The organism is Beutenbergia cavernae DSM 12333 (assembly GCF_000023105.1).
Taxonomy (GTDB): Bacteria; Actinomycetota; Actinomycetes; order Actinomycetales; family Beutenbergiaceae; genus Beutenbergia; species Beutenbergia cavernae.
In genome coordinates this window covers 4,151,637-4,169,585 of sequence record NC_012669.1, presented here as the reverse complement: position 1 = coordinate 4,169,585, position 17,949 = coordinate 4,151,637, and the positions used below count along the sequence as shown (strand labels likewise).

Below are 17,949 nucleotides of genomic sequence, written 5' to 3'. Positions count from 1 at the left end.
CCCGCCCACGCAGCCGCCGTCAGGCCTCGACGGCGGTGAGCAGGTTCCCGTCGACGTCGCGGAACTGGAACATCGGCGGCACACCCTCCCAGCGGAGCACGTCGTCGACGTCGACGCCCGCCGCCGCGAACCGGGCGTGGTCCGCGGCGGCGTCGGCCGTCGTGAACCGGATGCCCGTGTCGCCGCCCGCCGGCTGTTCCCGGGTCGCGGGGACGAGCGCGACCGACGTCTCGGCGCCGGCCGGAGCCACCTCGATCCACCGGTTGCCGGGCGCGAACTCGGCGTCGAGACGGACCTCGAGGCCGAGCACGTCGCTGTAGAACGCGAGCGCCCGGTCCTGGTCGTCCACGGCGATCGCGACCGTGCGGACGTGCGTGAGGCCGCCGCCCGAACCCGTGCTCCCGGCCGTCGCCGGCTGCGTGCTGTCAGTCATCGGTCTCACCCTTCTCGAGGTACGTCTTGAGCGCGGCGACGGCAGAGCGCCAGTACGCCTTCTGCGTCTCGGCGGCGCCGGCGTCGGCGAGCCGCTCGTGCTGGACGGCGATCGTGGCCTTGTCCGGACCCTTGGCGGTGAACCCGACCAGGACGCGGCTCCCGTCGTGGCCCCAGTCGTAGCGGGCGGACCTCGGCGCCGACGCCGTGCGGCGGCTGAGCGGCACGCCAGGCAGCCACCGATCACGGACGGCCACGTCGTCGAACGCGGCGAAGAGCCGTTCGACGCCGACGCCGACGGTCTTCGCGGCGCTCACCGAGAAGCCGTCGGCGTGCTCGCCCGGCGCCCGCATCCCGCGGGCGCGCTCGTAGCTGACGGTGATGGTCTGTGCCCACCAGCCGGACACGTCGAGCTCGCCCGTGAGGTAGCGGGCGATCTCGGTGTGCGTGTGGGCGGTGCCACCCCACGCGTCGAGCTCGGCGAACCAGTGGTCCCAGCCGTGGCCGGTGGCGGCGACCAGCGGTTCCTCGGCGGTCAGCACGAGTGCGCCGTCGGCGTCACCCGCTGGGCCGCCGGGGGAGCCCGGCGGGCCGGCCCCAGGGCCGTCGGCGCCCGCGTCGTCGCCGTCCGGCACGAGGTTGCGGCGTGCGGACGTGTAGCTCTCGCCGGTCTTGGCCATGCGCTCGCGAACGCGGCGCTTGAAGGTCTTCTGCGTGGTCATGCGTCATGCTCCTCCGCCGGCGGACGACACCGCGGACCCACGCTCCCGGCGCCCCGCCGAAGGGGCTGACGAACCACGCCCGATGACTCGAGGTCACCTTTACCCCCGCGGAGCCGGTGGCGTGAGCACCGGGATGGAGGTCAGGCGCTGGACGGCGCCCGGCTCCAGGGTGCTCCGGACCCGGTCGGGTGTCAACAGGTCGGGTGCCACCAGGTCAGGGCAGGGGCCGGGGCGGCGTCGGCCCGACGTAGCGCGCGGACGGCCGGATGATCTTCGGGTCGGCGGCCTGCTCGAGCACGTGGGCCGACCACCCGATCGTGCGCGCCGTCGCGAACGTGGCCGTGAACGCCTCGCGCGGGATGCCGCACGCCTCGAGCAGCACCGACGCGTAGAACTCGACGTTCGTGTGCAGCGCGCGGCCCGGCTTCAGCTCCTCGAGGGCGGCGAGGACCTCGCGCTCGACGGCGACCGCCAGCTCCGCGCGCGGCGCACCGAGGTCCAGCACCACCTCGCGGAGCATCGCGGAGCGCGGGTCCTCCGTCCGGTACACCGGGTGCCCGAACCCCATGACCCGCCGTCCGGCCGAGATCTGGTCGCGTGCCCACTCCCGGGCCCTCCGCGCATGAGCAATCTCGTCGAGCGCGTCCAGCACGCGGCTCGGCGCCCCGCCGTGCAGCGGCCCGGAGAGCGAGCCGAGCGCGCCGACGAGGCACGCCGCGGGATCGGCGCCGGTCGAGGCGATCACCCGGGCGGTGAACGTCGAGGCGTTGAAGCCGTGATCGACGGTCGCCACGAGGTAGGTGGACAGCGCCGTGACGTGCCGCGCGTCCGGCTCGGCCCCGGTGACGCGCCACAGGTAGTCGGCCACGAAGCCGGCGCCGTCGTCCGGCGTCACGACGGCGAGGCCGCGCTGCCGGCGGGAGAGCTCGGCGAGCAGCACGGGAGTCAGCGCGCCCAGCGTGAGGACGGCGTCGCGGCGCTCGGCCGGGTCGGAGTCGTACAGCGGACGCAGCCCGAGCTCGGCGCCCACCACGCTCAGTGCCGCGCGGAGCCCGGCCAGGGGGTCGCCGCCCCGGGCCGCCTCGGCCAGCCCGGGCAGGAGGCGCGCGATCTGCGGGGGCAGCTGCCGCCGTCGCCGGACGTCCGCGGAGAAGGCGGCGAGCTCGGCAGCCGTCGGCAGCTCGCCGTCGACGAGCAGGTGCCAGACCTCCTCCACGCTCGTGCGGCTCGCGAGCTCGACGGCGGAGTAGCCGCGGTAGTGGAAGTAGCCCTCGAGCCCCCGGACGTCGCCGATGGCTGTCGGGGCGACGACGACGCCGGCCAGGCCGGGCGGCGCGTCGATGGTGGTGGTGTCGAGCCGATCGCGTGCGACGGTGCTCACGGGTCTCTCCTTCGCGTCAGTGCCCGGTCTCGGGTCCGCCTGCCACTGTCCGCCGGGCTACTAGACTCGTCAACGTTGATCCCGTCAACGTGCGAGGTGAGGCGTGACACAGGTCGATCCGGCGCTCCCTCTGCTGACCAGCGGCGAGGCGGCCGCCCGGCTCGGGGTTCGCGTCGAGACGCTCTACGCGTACGTCTCGCGAGGCCGCGTGCGGCGCACCCGGACACCGGAGGGGTCGTTCTTCGACCCGCTCGAGATCGAGCGGGTGGCGGCGTCGCGCCGTCGCCCTCCGCCGCCGTCCGAGGGCGGCACGCTCGCGGGGACGCCGCTCATGGTGCTCGAGACGGACGTCGCCGCCGTCGTCGACGGCGAGCTGCTCGTTCGCGGTGTCCCGCTCGCCGAGCTGGTGGCCAGCCGGTTCGACGACGTCGCGGCGTGGCTGTGGTCCGATCCCGGGGTGTCGCTCGCGGAGGACGACGACGGCGCCGCGGCCGCCGCACGCGTCGGTGCGGCGATGCCGGTGTCGGCTCGGCTCGTGCAGCGCCTGCAGGCGGCGGTGCCGGCCGTCGCCGCCACGGACCCGACGCGCGGCGACCTCGATCCCGGCGCCGTCGCCCGGCGCGCGGGAGTGCTGCTCGGGGCGCTCCCGGCCGCGCTGCCGCGGATCGGCGAGCATCCGACAGAGATCCTCTCGCGGAGGCGCAGACTTCCTCTCGCGGACGCGCAGAGATCCTCTCGGGAAGGGTTCGCGGCGCGGCTCTGGCCGCGGCTCACCGCCCGGCCGCCCGAGCCCGGGGGCGTCCTGGCGCTCGAGACGGCGCTCGTGGCACTGGTGGACCACGACCTCGCCGCGTCGACGCTCGCCGCGCGGGCGGCGGCGTCGGCCCGCGCGGACGTCGACGGCGTCGTCCTGGCCGGGCTCGGCGCCCTCGACTCCGCGCTGCACGGCCGGGCGAGCTCGCCGGCGCACGACCTCCTCGCGCGGACGCTGGCCACGGGGGACGTCGCGGGCGCCGTCGCCGCGTCCGTGCGCGGCGTCGGCCGCGTGCCCGGCTTCGGACACCGGCTCTACCGCGGGGCCGACCCGCGGGCCGTCGTGCTGCTCGACGCGCTCCGGGCGTGGGCCGGCGCCGCCGCCGGGGACGGCGACGGCGCGAGACAGGACGACGACGCCGCCCGGGTCGGCGACGTCGTCCGGGCGTACGACGCCGTGACCGCGGCGGTCCAGCGGCGCGCCGGGCTGGCCCCGAACGTCGACCTCGCGCTCGGAGCGCTGACCCTCGCGATCGGCGCGGACCCGGAGGCGGGAGAGGTCGTCTTCGCGCTGGGGCGGACCGTCGGGTGGGTGGCACACGCGCTGGACGAGTACACGCGACCGCCGCTGCGCCTGCGCCCGACCGGACGCTACGTCGGACCGATGGCGGGCGCCGTCAGCCACCGGGCAGAGCTCAGCCGGCGAGCAGAGTGACGATCCGCGCGCAGCGCACCGGATCCTCGGTGAGCCCGTGCGCGAGGCCCCACAGCCAGTAGTCGACGGTGCGGAACAGCACCCACGCGTGGGCCCGCTCCGGCTCGAGGTCGGCGACCTCGACGACGGTCCGCACGTGCCGCGGGACGTCGTCGTCGGCCATCTCGTCGAGACGGGTCCAGAGAATCCGGGCGAGGTCGTACTCGACGTCGCCGCGCAGCAGCACGGGGTCGACGGCGAGCCACGGCTCCCGCGTGCCGGCGAGCACCTGCTCGTGGTGCAGGTCGCCGTCGACGGCGACGTCGGCGGCGGGAGTCGTCAGCCCCGCGCCCGCGTCGCGCGCCGCGTCGAGCGCGCGGCGCTCGAACGGTTGGCCGAGGCGTTCCCAGTCGGCCGTGAGCTCCGGCAGCCGGTCGCGGACGACGTCGCCGGTGGAGCGCGCCGACGCCGGCGCCGGGACCGCGAGCCGGCGCATGAGACGCGCGAGGTGCCTGACGGCGTCGTCGAGCGGGAGGCTCGCGAGGCTCCGGGTGGCGTCGAGGCGTTCCAGCAGCGTGACGCCGGCGTCGACGTCGGCGTCCTCGAGCTGGACGGTCCCGCGCCCCGCCCAGAACCGCAGCGCCGCGACCTCGGCGGCCACGCCGTCGCCCGGCGGCGTCAGGCGCAGCGCGAACGGCTCTCCCGCACGCCGGACCGGGACCACGAGGGCGTTCGAGCCGTGCGACGGCCGCCCGTCGATCTCGAGGTCCCAGCGGCGGGCTGCCGCCTCGACGAGCGAGGGGAGCGCGTCGAGCCAGGCGGCGCCGTCGGCGTCGTGCCACCAGCGCGGCGACGCGCGGAACGACGTGGGGACCTCCACGGGGCTCATCCCTCAGCCCGCCCGCTCGTCGTTCCGGCGAGCTCCGGCGTCCCGAAACGGGCGAGCAGGTGCCAGACCCGCTTGAGGTCCTGGAGGTCGTACTCGCCCGTGCGGACGGCGTGGCCGAGCACCCGCGGGTCGAGCGTCGTGCCGTCGCCGAACCGCCGCACGACCTCGATGCCGAGCTCGACGAACTCCGGGCCGCGGTAGTCCGGGTGCGCCCGCAGGGCGTCGAGGCCGAGCCGGAAGCCGGCGTGCCAGGCGACGTCCGGGCAGGCACGGTGCGCCTCGACCTCCACCTCGGTACCGCGATAGGCGGGGTCGAGCACGATCGCCTCGACGTCCTCGGGCAGGCGCACCGGCCCGTGCACCTGGGCCTCGACGTAGTCGTCGAGCGCATCGTGGACGGCGCCGAGGGCGAGCGCGACGACGTGGCTCCCGCGGGCGCGGACCCCGACGTCGGTCGGCTCCTGGACGCTGTCCGGGAAGCAGAACGTGGTGCGGTCGAGCACCTCCGGGCGCAGCCGGAGGAACGCGGAACCGAAGCGCGGAGCGGCGCCGACGCTGCGCCGTCGGACGTCGAGCGCGCCGTACTTCGGCCGATCGCCCGGTGCCGCGCCGTCGTAAGCGCCAGCGAACATGCGCTGCTCCCAGCGCCACCGGTCGCCGCCCGGGTGGGCCGTCAGCCCGCCGTTGCTCGTGCCGGTCTCGAACTGGTTCCGGTAGAGGCGGCGGCGGGCGAGATCGTCGAGCAGGCCGCCGCGGTCGGGGTGGAAGTGCAGCGTGACCCGCAGCGCCGGGTCGATCGGGTCGCCGACGGCGTGGCTCGCCACGTGGGCGAGCGCCCGCCGCTGCGTGTCGGTCAGGTCGGACGACATCGGCCCATTCTCGCGGGCTCAGCCCGGCACGCGTACCTCGGCCCGGGTCTCGGGTGCGTCGGGGGCATCTGCCCCGAGCGGCCGACGGCGCGCGCGGAGCACCATGGTCGTGGCGGCGACGAGGGCGAGCGCCGCCGGCACCACGAGCGCGACGCGGAACGCGGCGAGCTGGACGGCCGCCGACCCCTGGCCGGCGAGCGTCACGGTGAACGCGAGCGTCGCCGTCGAGATCCCGATCGCGGCGCCGAGCTGGAAGGACGTGTTGAGCAGCCCGCTCGCCACCCCCTGCTCCCGTTCGGCGACGCCGTCGGTCGCGGCGATCGCGAGCGGACCGTAGGCGAGGGCGAACGCGACGCCGACGAGCAGCATCGACGGGACCATGAGCGCGTACACCCAGTCGAGCCGGGCGAACGCGAAGAGCGCGACGGCGGCGAACGCCGCGAGCCCGCCACCCACGATGACCCGAGCCACGCCGAAGCGTTCGACGAGGCGGGGTGTCAGCGTGGGGGCGAGGACGGCGTCGATCGCCATGAGCAGCATGGCGAGGCCGGTCTGCAGCGGGGTCCAGCCTCGCATCTCCTGCAGGTACAGGGTGAGCAGGAACTGGAAGCCGTAGAACGCCCCGGCGAACGCGAGCGCCGTGATGTTGGCGCGGACGAGGACGCCGCAGCGCAGCAGCCCGAGCCGCACGAGCGGGTCCGGCGATCGGCGCTGCAGCAGCACGAAGACGACGAGCAGCGCGAGGCCACCGGCGAGCGCGCCGAGCGTCGGGACGGGCTCGTCGCCCAGGTGCTCGAGGCGGACGATCCCGAACGCCAGCAGGACCATGGCGCCGGTGGCGGTGAGCGCACCACCGGCGTCGAGACGGCCCCGGCCCCGGTCGGGTGCGTCGCGGCGGATCACGGCGACCGCGAGCACGAGCAGGACGACCGACAGGACGACCGGGGCGAAGAACACCCAGCGCCAGTGGATCGCGCTGAGGAGGCCGCCGACGACGAGGCCGAGCGAGAAGCCGGCCGCCCCCGCCGCCCCGTAGATGATGAGCGCACGGTTGCGTCGCGGTCCCTCGGGGAACTGCGTGGTGATGAGCGAGAGGCCTGCCGGCGTCAGGAAGCCGGCGGCGATCCCGGTGACGAGGCGGGCGACGAGCAGCATCCAACCCTCGGTGGCGAGGCCGCCCAGCCCGGAGAACACGAGGAAGACCACGAGCCACAGCACGAACATCCGACGGCGCCCGTAGAGGTCCGCCGCCCGCCCGCCGAGCAGCATGAAGCCGCCGTAGCCCACGACGTAGGCCGTGAGGACGCCCCCCAGCTCGCTCGTCGCGAGGCCCAGGTCCGTCCGGATCGACGGGAGGGCGACGGTGAGCATGGCGACGTCGCTGCCCTCGAGGAAGATCGCGCCGCACAGCACGAGGAGCGCTGCCCAGTCGCGGCCGCTCAGGTGGCCAGGGCTCAGGGCGGGTGTGGTCATCGGTGGTCCTCTCGGTTACCTCTTGTTACCGACCACATCGTCAGTCACCATGGGGAACCATGGAAGACGGCACTTCTCGGTCCCTCGGTTCCCTCGCGGTCACTACCCCGGCTGCGTCCCTGTGCGACGACGACGAGGTCTGGCAGTGGGACGTGCGCGAGGGGTGCGAGGTCCGCCAGATCCTCGACCGCGTCGCCGACAAGTGGTCGCTGCTCGCGATCGCGCTCCTCGACCGCCGCACCCTGCGGTTCATGGAGCTCAAGCGGGAGATCGACGGCATCAGCCAGCGGATGCTCACGCGCACGCTGCGCCGGCTCGAGCGGGACGGGCTCGTGGAGCGCACGGTCTTCCCGACGGTGCCGCCGCGCGTCGACTACGCGCTCACGCCGATGGGGCGGTCGCTGCACGCGACGATCACGGCGCTCGTGGGCTGGACCGAGGAGCACCAGATGCAGATCGCGGCGGCGCGCGCGGCCTATGACGAGCGCGAGCGCGTGGCCCACGATGGCGCGTGACGTCCTGGCCGAGGTCGAGGCGCGGCTGTGGCCGCTCGTCGACCGGGTGATGGCGGCGCGCCACCTGCCGGGGATGGCGGTCGGGGTCGTGGCCGACGGCGCCGTGGTCGCCGCACGCGGGTTCGGTGTCGCGGATCTCGGCGGCGGAGGTCCCGTGACGGAGCACTCGCTGTTCCACGTCGCCTCGGTGTCGAAGCCGTTCGTGGCGATGGCGGCGCTCCGTCTGGTGGACGCCGGGGTGCTGGACCTGGACGCGCCCGTGTCGCGCTACCTGCCGTACGTCCGCGTGGGCGGCGCTCACGCCGACGTCATCACGACGCGCCATCTCCTGACGCACACCGTCGGGATCCCCGACGTCGAGGACTACCGCTGGCACGAACCCGAGGTCGACGACGGCGCCCTCGAGCGTTTCGTCCGCACGCTCGCCGACGTCGACGCGCTCCACCCGCCAGGGGAGAGGTTCGAGTACTGCAACGCGGGTTACGAGGTCGCGGGCGCGGTCGTCGCGAAGGTCAGCGGCCGGACGTTCGAACGGTGCCTCGCGGAGGAGGTGCTCGCACCGCTGGGCATGCCGACCAGCACGTTCCTCGCCCGGAGCGTGCCTCCCGAGCTCGCGACGGGACCGCACCTGGGCGCCCCGCCGCATCGGATCCCCGGGACCTACCCCTACCACCGCGGGCACGCGCCGAGCTCGACCCTGCACTCCAGCGCCGTCGAGCTGTGCCAGGCGGCGATCGCGCTCCTCAACGAGGCCCCCGACGCCACGACCGGCGCTCCCTTCCTCTCCGCAGCGAGCCGTGAGGCGATGTGGAGGCCGCAGCTGGCGACGGGCTGGTCCGACAGGGCGGGCTCCATGGCGACCGGCTGGTTCGTCGGCACGTACCGCGGACACCGAGTCGTGAGCCACGAGGGCGAGGACCCGGGATTCAACGCGTACTGGGCGCTCCTGCCCGACGTGCGGGGCGCCGTCGTCGTCCTCGCCAACGCGAACACGGCTCCCGTCCTCGGGCTCGGGGACGCGGCGCTCGACGTCGTCCTCGGTGTGGAGCAGGAGGTCGATCCCGCGGTCCTGAGGATCCCGATCACGGTGCCGGTGGGGTCGGCGATCGCCGACGGCGGCGTCGACGCCGGCATCGAGGCGTATCGCCGTCACGCCGACGACGACGGCTACGACGCGTCACCCGACGCGTTCATGGAGTCGGTGTGGGGCGCCGTCGAGATGTACGAGACCGAGGCGGTGCGGCCCATGCTCGACGTCTGGCGCGCCGTGCAGCCGGAAGATGCGCAGATGTGGGCGGCGCTCGGGTGGGCGGATCTCCAGGACGGGAACCTCGTGGATGCGCGGCAGCACCTCACGCGCTCCCTCGAGCTGGATCCGGACGACGACGAGGCCCGGGCGTTCCTGCGCCGGCTCGAGCGGATGTGACGACGCCGGTGCGGCGCCCGGAGCCGTCGAGCGTACGGTGACGGCGTGACCGAGACGATCGACACGGACACGCTGCGCGCGGGCCTGCGTGCGGACTGCGCGAGCTGCGTCGGCCTGTGCTGCGTGGGGCTGGCGCTCACGCGCTCCGCGGACTTCCCGGTCGACAAGCCGGCCGGGACGCCGTGCCTCAACCTCGCCGCCGACGACACGTGCCGCATCCACGACCGCCTGCGAGGAGAGGGGTGGCGCGGGTGCACCGTCTACGACTGCCTCGGTGCGGGTCAGCAGGTCACGCAGGTGAGCTTCGGCGGGGCGAGCTGGCGCGACGACGACGGCGTCGGCCGCGCGATGTTCGCCGCCCTGCCGCGGATGCGGGAGCTGCACGAGCTCCTCTGGTACCTCGCCGACGCGCTCGACCGCCCGGATGCCGCCTCGCTGCGCGCGGAGCTGGCACGCGCGGTGGCCGAGACCCGCGCCGTGACCATGCTCGACGGCGAGGCGCTGCTCGCGTACGACGTCGCCCCGCACGCGGCGCGGGTGCGTGCGCTGCTGGGGCGCGCGAGCGAGCTCGTGCGGGCGACCGCGGGCGAGCCGTCGCGGGCCCGGGTCCGGGCGGAGCGACGCGGGCGGGACCTGCTGGGCGCGCAGCTGGCGGGCGCGCGGCTCGCCGGTGCGCTGCTGCGCGGCACTCTGCTCGTGGCGGCCGACCTGCGCGGCGCCGACCTGCGGCTCGCCGATCTCGCGGGCGCCGACCTGCGGGACACCGACCTGCGCGGCGCCGACCTGAGCGGGACGTTGTACCTCACCCAGCCGCAGCTCGACGCGGCGCACGGCGACGCGTCGACCCGGCTGCCGAGCACGGTGCAGCGTCCGGGGCACTGGACCTGACGCCGGCCCTCGCTGCGTTCAGCCCGCCGCGGCCCGCCGAAGGGCGTCGAGGCTGCGCCCGACGTCGTCGTCGGTGGTCGACCAGTTGCACACGGAGATCCGCAGCACCGCGCGGTCGCGCCAGCGTGATCCGGACATCCAAGCGGTGCCGTCGTCGAGCACGCGACGCACGACCTCGCGCGTGCGCTCGTCCGAGCCGAACGACGCGCAGACCTGCGTGAAGACGACGTCGTTGAGGACCTCGGCGCCGTCGATCGCGGCGACGCCTTCCGCGAAGGCCTGGGCGTGGTCCGCCATGCGCTCGACGAGCTCGGCGACGCCGCGTCGTCCCAGGGATCGCAGGACTGCCCAGACCGGCACGGCCCGCGAGCGCCGCGACAGCTCGGGCACCGTGTCGAACGGGTCCCCGGCGGCGTCCTGGATGAGGTAGTCGCCGTGCATGCTCATCGCCGTCGTGAGCGCACTGCGGTCACGCACGATCGCCAGCCCGCAGTCGTACGGCACGTTGAGGGTCTTGTGGGCGTCGGTGGCCCAGGAGTCGGCGTCGGCGAGGCCGCGGGTGAGGTGCCGCAGCCGCGGCGAGGCGGCGGCGAAGAGGCCGAACGCGCCGTCCACGTGCACCCAGGCGCCGCGCTCGTGGGCGAGCGAGGCGGCGTCGTCGAACGGGTCGAACGCGCCGGAGTGGACGTTCCCGGCCTGCAGCGCGACGATCGCCGGGCCGTCGGCGGGGCCGTCGCCGAGCGCGGCTGCCAGCGCGTCCGGGCGGATGCGCCCCTGGTCGTCCACGGCGACCGCGTGCGGGGTGCCGAGGCCGAGGTAGCGCAGGACCAGGTCGATGCTGTCGTGCCTCTCGGCACCGACGAGCACACGGATCCGGGGCGCGCCTGTGAGGCCGCGCGTCACCTGGTCCCAGCCGTGCCGGCGCAGGACGGCGTCGCGTGCGGCGGCGAGACACGTGAAGTTGGCCATCGTGGCACCCGTCGCGAGGCCCACGGCCGCGTCTCCCGGGAGGCCGAGGAGGTCGAGGAGCCACGCCGTCGCCACCTGTTCTGCCGCGGCGGCGGCTGGCGTGACGGCGTTCAGGGCGGCGTTCTGGTCCCACGCGCTGACCAGCCAGTCCGCGGCGAGCGCCGCCGGGTGAGTGCCGCCGATGACCATGCCGTAGAAGCGGCCCGAGGGCATCGCCGTGAGACCTGGGTCGCTGGCCGCGGCGAGGAGGTCGACGACGTCGGCCGGGTCGGTGGGACCGTCCGGGAGATCGCGGCCGAGAGCCGTGGCGACCTCGTCCGTCGTCGCCCGCGGCGGAACGCGACGGGACCCGAGCGACGCGAGCCAGTCCACGGCGTGATCGTGGGCCCGCGACAGCGCCCTCTCGCGTGCGTCCATGCCGGTCACTCCTTCGTGCCGTGCGGGTCCCCCGACCGAGGGTCCGGACCCACCCGTCACGGTAGACCGCGGGGCGGCGACGGTCGCGGGATGGACGTGTTCGCCGTGAGCGTGCACCGGAATTGAGTCGGGTCGGCTCACGTTGGGCCGGATAGCTGCGATCGGCTGGACGACCGCACACGACCGACGAGGAGCATCACCATGACCACTCTTCCCACCAGGACCGTCTGGACGCGCCGCGACCCGTTCACGGAGTTCGACGGTCTCATCGCCCGCAGCTTCGGACCCGGCGCGCTGCGCCCCTCGGGGAGCCCGGCCGGCTACCGGCCGGCCGCGGAGACGTACCGGGAGGGCGCGGACGCCGTCGTGCGTCTCGAGCTCCCGGGTGTCGACGCCGAGCAGGACGTGACCGTCGAGGTCACCAACGGGCGCCTCGTGGTGCGCGGCGAGCGTCGCGACGTGCGCGGCGCCGAGGGGCGCACCGTGCGTGAGTTCCGCTACGGGACGTTCGAGCGCTCGTTCCGCCTCCCGGCGAGCGTCAGCGCCGACGACGTCTCGGCGTCGTACGACGCGGGCGTGCTCTCGGTGCGGGTCGCCGGCGCCTACGCGGGCACGGAGCCGCGGCAGATCGCCGTCACGACCGGGGCGACCGGTGCGCCGGTCGTCGACGCCGTCGAGGCCGAGCCTGCCGGCGCCGCTGAGGCGGGGAGCGCTGACGCCGTCGAGGCCGAGGAGTCCACGCAGGGCTGAGCCGCTGCGTCGGAGACGGCGCCGCATCGCACGGACGGCGGGTTCGCTTCGGCGGGCCCGCCGTTCGCGCGTTCTCAGGCGGGCGCCACGTCGCCCGCTCGATGGGCGTGGTCGAGCGCGACGGCGTCCCGAGCGAAGGAGGCCAGCAGCAGGCCCGAGGCGAGGGCCGCGACGATCGACGCCACGGGCCGCGGGACGGCCGGGACGAGGACGACGGCGAGCGCCACCGCCTGCAGTGCCGCGATGGTGCGGCGGTCGGGATCGGGCCGGAGCGCGTGCCGCCAGGCGGGGCGCAGCAGGCCGACCGCGAGGAACGCGGGGTAGGCGAGGCCGATCACGAGCGCCCAGGAGCCGACGACCGTGGCCGCCGCCACGGACAGCACGATGAGCAGGACGGCGTCGGCGTCGACGTCCAGCCGCCCGCCCGCGGCAGACGCGGTGCCGGTGCGCCGCGCGACCACGCCGTCGACGGCGTCGAGGGCGAGCGCCGGGGCCGCGATGCCGAGCAAGACCCACGTGCGGACGTCGGTGGCGCCGGCCGAGCTGCCGGTCGGGCCGTCGTCGCCGGCGCCAGCGCTGGCGGGAGCGATGACGACGAGACCGATGACGACGAGAGCGGCGCACGCCGCGGCGCCGACCGCGCGAGCGAGCGTGACGCCGTCGGCCGGGCCCACCGTCGGCGGCCGGCGCGCCAGGAGGGTCGACGCCGGGACGGCCGCAGCCATGACAGCGAGAACGACGGCCGTCGTGCGCACGTGCGCTGCGGCGTCGTCGGCGGTCAGCACGACGACGGCGAGTGCGGCAGCGAGCCCGAGCGCCAGCGTTCCCGCGGCCGCGACGCGGGCGGGGCTCACGGCTCGGGCTGGTCCTCGTCGCGCAGGCGGGGCTCGGTGCGACGAGAGGGGACGATGCCGGACTTGTCGGCGTAGAAGGCGCGGATGACGTCCATGTCGGCGCGGACGTCGCCGGTGAGCACGATCGTCGGGCCGAGGCCGCTGGTCATCGTGGTGCGATCCACGTAGCCCAGTGTGACGGGCAGGCCGGTCTCGCGGGCGATGCGGTAGAAGCCGGACTTCCAGTAGGTGCCGGCGCCGCGGGTGCCCTCGGGTGTGACGACCAGCGAGAACGTCTCGCCCGCGTGGACCCGGGCGACGACGTCGCGCACCACGCGGCTCGGGTCGCCGCGGTCGACGGGGATGCCCCCCAGGGCGCGCATCACGGGTCCCGCCGGGCCGCGAAAGAGCGAGCTCTTGCCGAGCCAGCGGACGTGGATGCCCGCCTCCCAGGCGATCGCGAGCATGAGCACGAAGTCCCAGTTGGACGTGTGCGGGACGCCGAGCAGGATGCTCGGGCCGGTCGGCGGGCCCTCGGTGCGGAGGCGCCAGCGACTCACGGCCCAGAAGGCGCGGGCGATCGCGCGGCGGATTCTCACCTCCTGATCGTAGGTGGTGGTTGGGGCTCGGGGTTTCGGGGTTCTTCGTTCGGTTTCCGGGGTTTGTTGTCGCGGGGTGTTCTCAGGGTGGGCTTCAGGCGCTGGGGATGTACGGGGCGGGGCTGGTCGGATATCGAGGACGACGACGGCGCGGGGTCGCTCATCGGATTTCGGCGAGCTTCGTGTTCTGCTGGTGTTCTCCGGGCTCTCATTGATGGGCGAGTGGGAGGCGTGGCCTGCCCGTTGGCTCTGTGATCTGGCCGGCCCGGGCCGGGCCGTCCGTCTGGCCCGCCCCAGCTCTACTGGCCGTGCCGTGCCCACCCCCACCTCTGCCTGCCTCGTCGGCACTTTGACGAGTTGTCCCCAGAACAACTTCACGAGCGTGTCTGAGAAATCCTGTGGATTCTTGTCCAGAATGCAAGAAGAGGCGTCATCAGACTTGCGAACGGGTGTTCGAGCGGTGAGAATGACGTATGGCCGAGATCGACGACCCCCGAGGCGCCGCGCGGGAACGCGTGGTGCCGGATGCGGGTGCCGGCGGGGGCCTGCAGGCAACGCTCGGAAGGGCGCAGTCGTCCGTCGCGTGCGCGGCAGAACTGATCGCATCGTCCGGTGGTGGCTTGGCGGCTGCGCTCGCTGCTGCGGCTGCCGTCGAGGACCTCGCCCGCGCACTCGGGCACGTGCAGCTCGTGGCGGCGCACGCCGTTGCCGAGGCGCACGAGCGTGAGGTCGAGGGCGGGGCGAGCTTTGCGCTCGGCGTGGAGGACGGTCCGCTCACGTTCGGAGCGGACGCCCGGCTCGGCGCCGGAACGGGAGCCGAGGCGTCACAGAGCGTCACGAGTGCTCACCGCCGCGACTGCACTGACACGGGCGCCACCGGGCGCGCGACGAGCGTGCCGGACCTCGCGTGCGGGTGGTCGGAGCCCGGCACGAGAGGTCGTTCGCGACGGCGTCGCCCGGCGTATCGGTCGGCGGCCGACGCCCTGCGAGTCGGCCTGCGGCTCTCAGGTGCAGAAGCGCGCCGTCGGGTGGCTGCCGCCGCGGATCTGCTCCCACGCGTCACCATCACTGGCGCTGAGCTGCCGGTGCGGTTCCCTGGCGTCGCTGGACTCGTCGCCGAGGGCAGCGGCGACCCCGACGCCGTCCGGCACATCCTGCGCGGCATGCGCCAGGTCGACCGGGCGATCCGGGCCGCAGCTCGCGGCACCGGCACCGCGGCCGTGTCCGAGCAAAGCCCCGCGAGCACGAACGCCGACGACACGGCAGACCGGGATCCGGATCCGGATGCGGAGATCGCCGAGGTCGAGGCGATCCTCACCGATGCTGCACGGCAGCTCGATGCCGACGACGTCCACCGCCTCGTCGATCGCTGCGTCCACCTGGTCGACCAGGACGGTCCCGCGCCGTCGGAGGCCGAGCTGTCAGCACGCCAAGGCGTCTTCTTCGACGGACGCCGGCACGGACTCACGCAGATCCGCATCCTCACCGACGACGTCGGCCGGGAGCTCCTCGAGACCGTCTTCGCCACGGGCACGAACCCGCGCGGCGGGGCGCTGCCAGGCACCGGCGTCGCACAGGCCGACGACGGCGGGTCGGCTGCAGGTTCGGCCGGTGCGGCATCCAAGGTGCCCGACGGTGCCAGGTCATCGTCCAGTTCGGTCGGGGCTGATTCCGAGGCGCTCGACGGCGTGGGGTCAGCTGCGGGGTCGGCAGCCCTGGGCGACGTCGTGGCCGGAGGTAGCGGCGACGCCGACGGGTCAGCGGGAGCCGCCGACTCCGCGGCCGCGGCCGTGGCGGCGAACGAGCCGAGTGGTAAGTCGGCGCGAACGGTGGCGATCGCGACGGAGCGGCCCGAGCCGGACCGCCGTCCCGTCGCCCGACGGCGCCTCGATGCACTCTTCGCCGCGTGCGGTGCCGCGCTCCGGTCGGCGGACCTCCCCGAGACGGGCGGGCTCCCCACCCAGGTCATGGTCACCGTCGATCTCGACGTGCTCCGGTCCGGACTCGGGTCGGCTCAGCTGCCGTACACCGGCCCGGTTCCGGTGCACGCGGTGCGCCGCCTCGCATGCGACGCCGGAATCACGCCGATCGTGCTCAGTTCGAGCGGCGCCGTCCTCGACGTCGGCCGTACGAAGCGGCTGTTCCGCACCCACGTGCGCAAGGCACTGATCGCCAGGGACGGCGGCTGCGCGTTCCCCGGCTGTCACATCCCCGCCACCTGGTGCGAAGGGCATCACGTCGTCCCGTGGTGGAACGACGGCGCGACGAGCCTCGACAACGCCGTCCTGCTCTGTCCGTACCACCACCACCTCGTCCACGAGGGCCACTGGAGCATCGTCATGCGCTCCGGCCTGCCGTGGTTCCGGCGGCCCGACGCCGGAACGGGCCGCGGATCCGGGCGCGGCGGGCCGCTGCGCAACGCCTACCACCGGCCTCCGCTGCCACCGCGGCGCCAGTAGGCCGCCAGAAGGTCGCCGCGGGTCAGTCGCAGCGTCGGACGCGGCCCGTCATTCGAGCCCTGCGAGGATCCCGCCGGCTCGGCCAGGCGCTCGGCGAGAAGCTCGTCCACGTGCGCCGCCTCGTCCAGAAGGAGTCGCGCGACGACGGCGAACGCTCGCTCGAGCTCGGGACGCTCGATCGAGCGCGGCATCGTGTCGGCGACGGCGGCGCGCAGCTCGGCGGGCAGATCGTCCGCCCCGCGGGCCTGGACGAACGGCAAATCAAGCCGCGCGCAGGCGAGCGACACGACCTGGTCGCGGACGCCGTCGAGCATGTACGCCGCCTGAATCACCCGTCCGCGGGCGATGCTCGCGCGGGCGTGCAACGCGTAGAGCCAGCCCGTTCCGACGAGGGACTCCGGGTCCGCCGGGCGCGGGTCGACCGGCGGCCCGGCCGTGCCGAAGAGCAGGCGCCAGCTCGGCCCCTTCGCGCCGAAGTCGCCGTCCGCCCAGAACGCGATGTCCACCTGCAGGGAGCTGCGCAGGAGGAACACCCGGAACAGGGTGGCGCCCGCCCAGACATCGAGATGATGAACGGCGTCGTGGTCGGCGTACATCCGAGCGGTCCACGCGGCGGCGACCTCCATCGGATCGGCGGCGCCGTCGATCCGCAGGGCGAGGTCGATGTCGGACCAGGCGTCCTCGGCGTCCCGCGCCGCCGAACCCGTGAGCGCGGCAGCCGTCACCAGGGGATCGGCCCGCGCCGCCTCGACCAGCGACTCCCGCACCCTCACCCGCTCGGCGACAGTGAACATCGCGCGAGCCTACGACCTCGCCGACCGGACGCAGGGCGTGGGGCTCGACGCCGTATGCCCGGCGCCGGCACCCCGCCCGTCCACGCGAGCGAACCCGTGAGGCGATGGCACCTCAGCCGCGGTAGACGGGCAGCTCCGGCGTCCAGGTCAGCGGGACGAACGGCTCGAGCTCGGGAACCACGCCGTCGGGCCACGTCCCGACGCCGACGTACGGGACGCCGTCGAGCACGAGGTCCACCCGATACGTGAACGGCCCGTCCCCGATGAGCGTCGCCCGTCGGCCCTCGTCCGGCGACGCCGTCAGGTAGAGCGCGCCCGCGCCGATACATCCGTCGCCCAGGGCCGCGAGGTCGATCACCACCGCCTCGCCGACAGCACTCGTCACGGTCATCGTCGCGACGGTCTCGGCGGGCGTGAAGGCGAGGTCGCGCACCGACACCTCGACGCCGTAGCTGTCGAGCGCGCCGTCGTGGTCGGCGAGGACGGCGGCGACGCCCGTCGCGGCGTCCGGCATCGTCCCGTCGACGGGGGTCGTCCAGTCGAAGGAGACGACGACGTCGCCCTCGCCGTCCTTCCTCCCGAACAGGTCAACGGTCCACGCTCCGGCCGGACCGGCCGGCTCCAGGCGGAACGTGGTCGGGCTCGTGGCCTCCGCCTCCGTGGTGACGGCGCGCGGGCAGTCCGCGTCCCGGTCGTCCGTGAACGTCGCCTCGAACTCCCACCCAGCGCGCTCGAACGAGAACTCCACCGACCCGGGACTACCGACGTCGTACGGGTCCTCCGGCCGCATGCCGTCCGCGCACCCACCCTCGAGACAGAACGTCCAGGGCCTGAGCGGCACCTCGCCGTCGGCGAGGGTGAGCACCACGGGCGGCACCTCCGGGAAGCCGGCCGGCTCCTCGGCCGCCTCCTCCTCAGCGGCCGACGGCGCCTCCTCGCCCCGGACGATGGGCGCACCCGGGGAGTCAGAACCGTCGGGCGCTACCCCGCACGCGCCGAGCGCCATCGCGCCACCGACGAGGACCAGCGTCACCGCACCGAGACGTCTCACACCGTGTCTCTGTCGCCGAGGGGGCTCTTGCCCAC

17 protein-coding genes are annotated in these 17,949 nt (G+C 74.6%); 6 read left to right on the top strand and 11 right to left on the bottom strand.

Annotated elements, in window-relative coordinates:
- Nucleotides 1-19 precede the first annotated feature (19 nt).
- From BCAV_RS18895 to BCAV_RS18885, 3 genes are all read right to left on the bottom strand, one after another.
- Complete coding sequence (locus BCAV_RS18895; RefSeq protein ID WP_015884229.1) at nt 20-433, bottom strand: VOC family protein; 414 nt, start codon at nt 431-433, stop codon at nt 20-22.
- Nucleotides 426-1,154 (bottom strand): hypothetical protein, encoded by a 729-nt coding sequence (locus BCAV_RS18890; RefSeq protein ID WP_015884228.1) that lies wholly within the window; start codon nt 1,152-1,154, stop codon nt 426-428. The genes BCAV_RS18895 and BCAV_RS18890 overlap by 8 nt, the downstream gene beginning before the upstream one ends.
- A gap of 214 nt (nt 1,155-1,368) precedes the next feature.
- Nucleotides 1,369-2,535, bottom strand: coding sequence for a citrate synthase (locus BCAV_RS18885; RefSeq protein ID WP_015884227.1), 1,167 nt, complete (start codon nt 2,533-2,535; stop codon nt 1,369-1,371).
- A gap of 103 nt (nt 2,536-2,638) precedes the next feature.
- Here BCAV_RS18885 and BCAV_RS18880 point away from each other — a divergent pair, with 103 nt between their 5' ends.
- On the top strand, nt 2,639-4,003 hold the full coding sequence (locus BCAV_RS18880; protein ID WP_015884226.1) for a citrate/2-methylcitrate synthase: 1,365 nt from the start codon (nt 2,639-2,641) through the stop codon (nt 4,001-4,003).
- Here the strand turns inward: BCAV_RS18880 and BCAV_RS18875 are convergent.
- From BCAV_RS18875 to BCAV_RS18865, 3 genes are read right to left on the bottom strand one after another with little or no spacing between them, the layout of a single operon-like run.
- Nucleotides 3,984-4,871: an aminoglycoside phosphotransferase family protein gene (locus BCAV_RS18875; protein WP_015884225.1), complete on the bottom strand. Its 888-nt coding sequence runs from the start codon at nt 4,869-4,871 to the stop codon at nt 3,984-3,986. The genes BCAV_RS18880 and BCAV_RS18875 overlap by 20 nt on opposite strands.
- Nucleotides 4,868-5,740 carry a DUF3626 domain-containing protein gene (locus BCAV_RS18870; RefSeq protein WP_015884224.1) on the bottom strand — a complete coding sequence of 291 codons (873 nt, stop codon included), beginning with the start codon at nt 5,738-5,740 and terminating at the stop codon, nt 4,868-4,870. Before BCAV_RS18870 ends, BCAV_RS18875 begins: the two co-directional genes overlap by 4 nt.
- 18 nt (nt 5,741-5,758) lie before the next feature.
- Complete coding sequence (locus BCAV_RS18865) at nt 5,759-7,213, bottom strand: MFS transporter (protein ID WP_015884223.1); 1,455 nt, start codon at nt 7,211-7,213, stop codon at nt 5,759-5,761.
- A gap of 59 nt (nt 7,214-7,272) precedes the next feature.
- Here BCAV_RS18865 and BCAV_RS18860 point away from each other — a divergent pair, with 59 nt between their 5' ends.
- From BCAV_RS18860 to BCAV_RS18850, 3 genes are read left to right on the top strand one after another with little or no spacing between them, the layout of a single operon-like run.
- Nucleotides 7,273-7,728, top strand: coding sequence for a winged helix-turn-helix transcriptional regulator (locus tag BCAV_RS18860; protein ID WP_015884222.1), 456 nt, complete (start codon nt 7,273-7,275; stop codon nt 7,726-7,728).
- A complete protein-coding gene (locus tag BCAV_RS18855; RefSeq protein ID WP_043347547.1) occupies nt 7,691-9,154 on the top strand; it encodes a serine hydrolase domain-containing protein in 1,464 nt (487 codons plus the stop codon). Before BCAV_RS18860 ends, BCAV_RS18855 begins: the two co-directional genes overlap by 38 nt.
- Nucleotides 9,155-9,199: 45 nt before the next feature.
- A complete protein-coding gene (locus tag BCAV_RS18850; protein ID WP_015884220.1) occupies nt 9,200-10,042 on the top strand; it encodes a pentapeptide repeat-containing protein in 843 nt (280 codons plus the stop codon).
- Nucleotides 10,043-10,060: 18 nt separating this feature from the next.
- Here BCAV_RS18850 and BCAV_RS18845 read toward each other — a convergent pair whose 3' ends face one another.
- Nucleotides 10,061-11,428 carry a pyridoxal phosphate-dependent decarboxylase family protein gene (locus BCAV_RS18845; RefSeq protein ID WP_015884219.1) on the bottom strand — a complete coding sequence of 456 codons (1,368 nt, stop codon included), beginning with the start codon at nt 11,426-11,428 and terminating at the stop codon, nt 10,061-10,063.
- 201 nt (nt 11,429-11,629) lie between these two features.
- Here BCAV_RS18845 and BCAV_RS23540 point away from each other — a divergent pair, with 201 nt between their 5' ends.
- Nucleotides 11,630-12,178 carry an Hsp20/alpha crystallin family protein gene (locus BCAV_RS23540; protein WP_015884218.1) on the top strand — a complete coding sequence of 183 codons (549 nt, stop codon included), beginning with the start codon at nt 11,630-11,632 and terminating at the stop codon, nt 12,176-12,178.
- Nucleotides 12,179-12,252: 74 nt separating this feature from the next.
- On the opposite strand, the gene BCAV_RS18835 is transcribed toward BCAV_RS23540, so the two are convergent.
- Nucleotides 12,253-13,032 carry a CDP-alcohol phosphatidyltransferase family protein gene (locus BCAV_RS18835; protein ID WP_015884217.1) on the bottom strand — a complete coding sequence of 260 codons (780 nt, stop codon included), beginning with the start codon at nt 13,030-13,032 and terminating at the stop codon, nt 12,253-12,255.
- A complete protein-coding gene (locus BCAV_RS23465; protein ID WP_015884216.1) occupies nt 13,029-13,610 on the bottom strand; it encodes a 1-acyl-sn-glycerol-3-phosphate acyltransferase in 582 nt (193 codons plus the stop codon). Before BCAV_RS23465 ends, BCAV_RS18835 begins: the two co-directional genes overlap by 4 nt.
- A gap of 473 nt (nt 13,611-14,083) precedes the next feature.
- Here BCAV_RS23465 and BCAV_RS21850 point away from each other — a divergent pair, with 473 nt between their 5' ends.
- Complete coding sequence (locus BCAV_RS21850) at nt 14,084-16,069, top strand: HNH endonuclease signature motif containing protein (RefSeq protein WP_015884215.1); 1,986 nt, start codon at nt 14,084-14,086, stop codon at nt 16,067-16,069.
- Here the strand turns inward: BCAV_RS21850 and BCAV_RS18815 are convergent.
- Both BCAV_RS18815 and BCAV_RS23055 read right to left on the bottom strand, forming a co-directional pair.
- Nucleotides 16,033-16,863 carry a nucleotidyltransferase domain-containing protein gene (locus BCAV_RS18815; protein ID WP_015884214.1) on the bottom strand — a complete coding sequence of 277 codons (831 nt, stop codon included), beginning with the start codon at nt 16,861-16,863 and terminating at the stop codon, nt 16,033-16,035. The genes BCAV_RS21850 and BCAV_RS18815 overlap by 37 nt on opposite strands.
- Before the next feature lie 112 nt (nt 16,864-16,975).
- On the bottom strand, nt 16,976-17,914 hold the full coding sequence (locus tag BCAV_RS23055; RefSeq protein WP_015884213.1) for a hypothetical protein: 939 nt from the start codon (nt 17,912-17,914) through the stop codon (nt 16,976-16,978).
- Nucleotides 17,915-17,949: the final 35 nt, after the last annotated feature.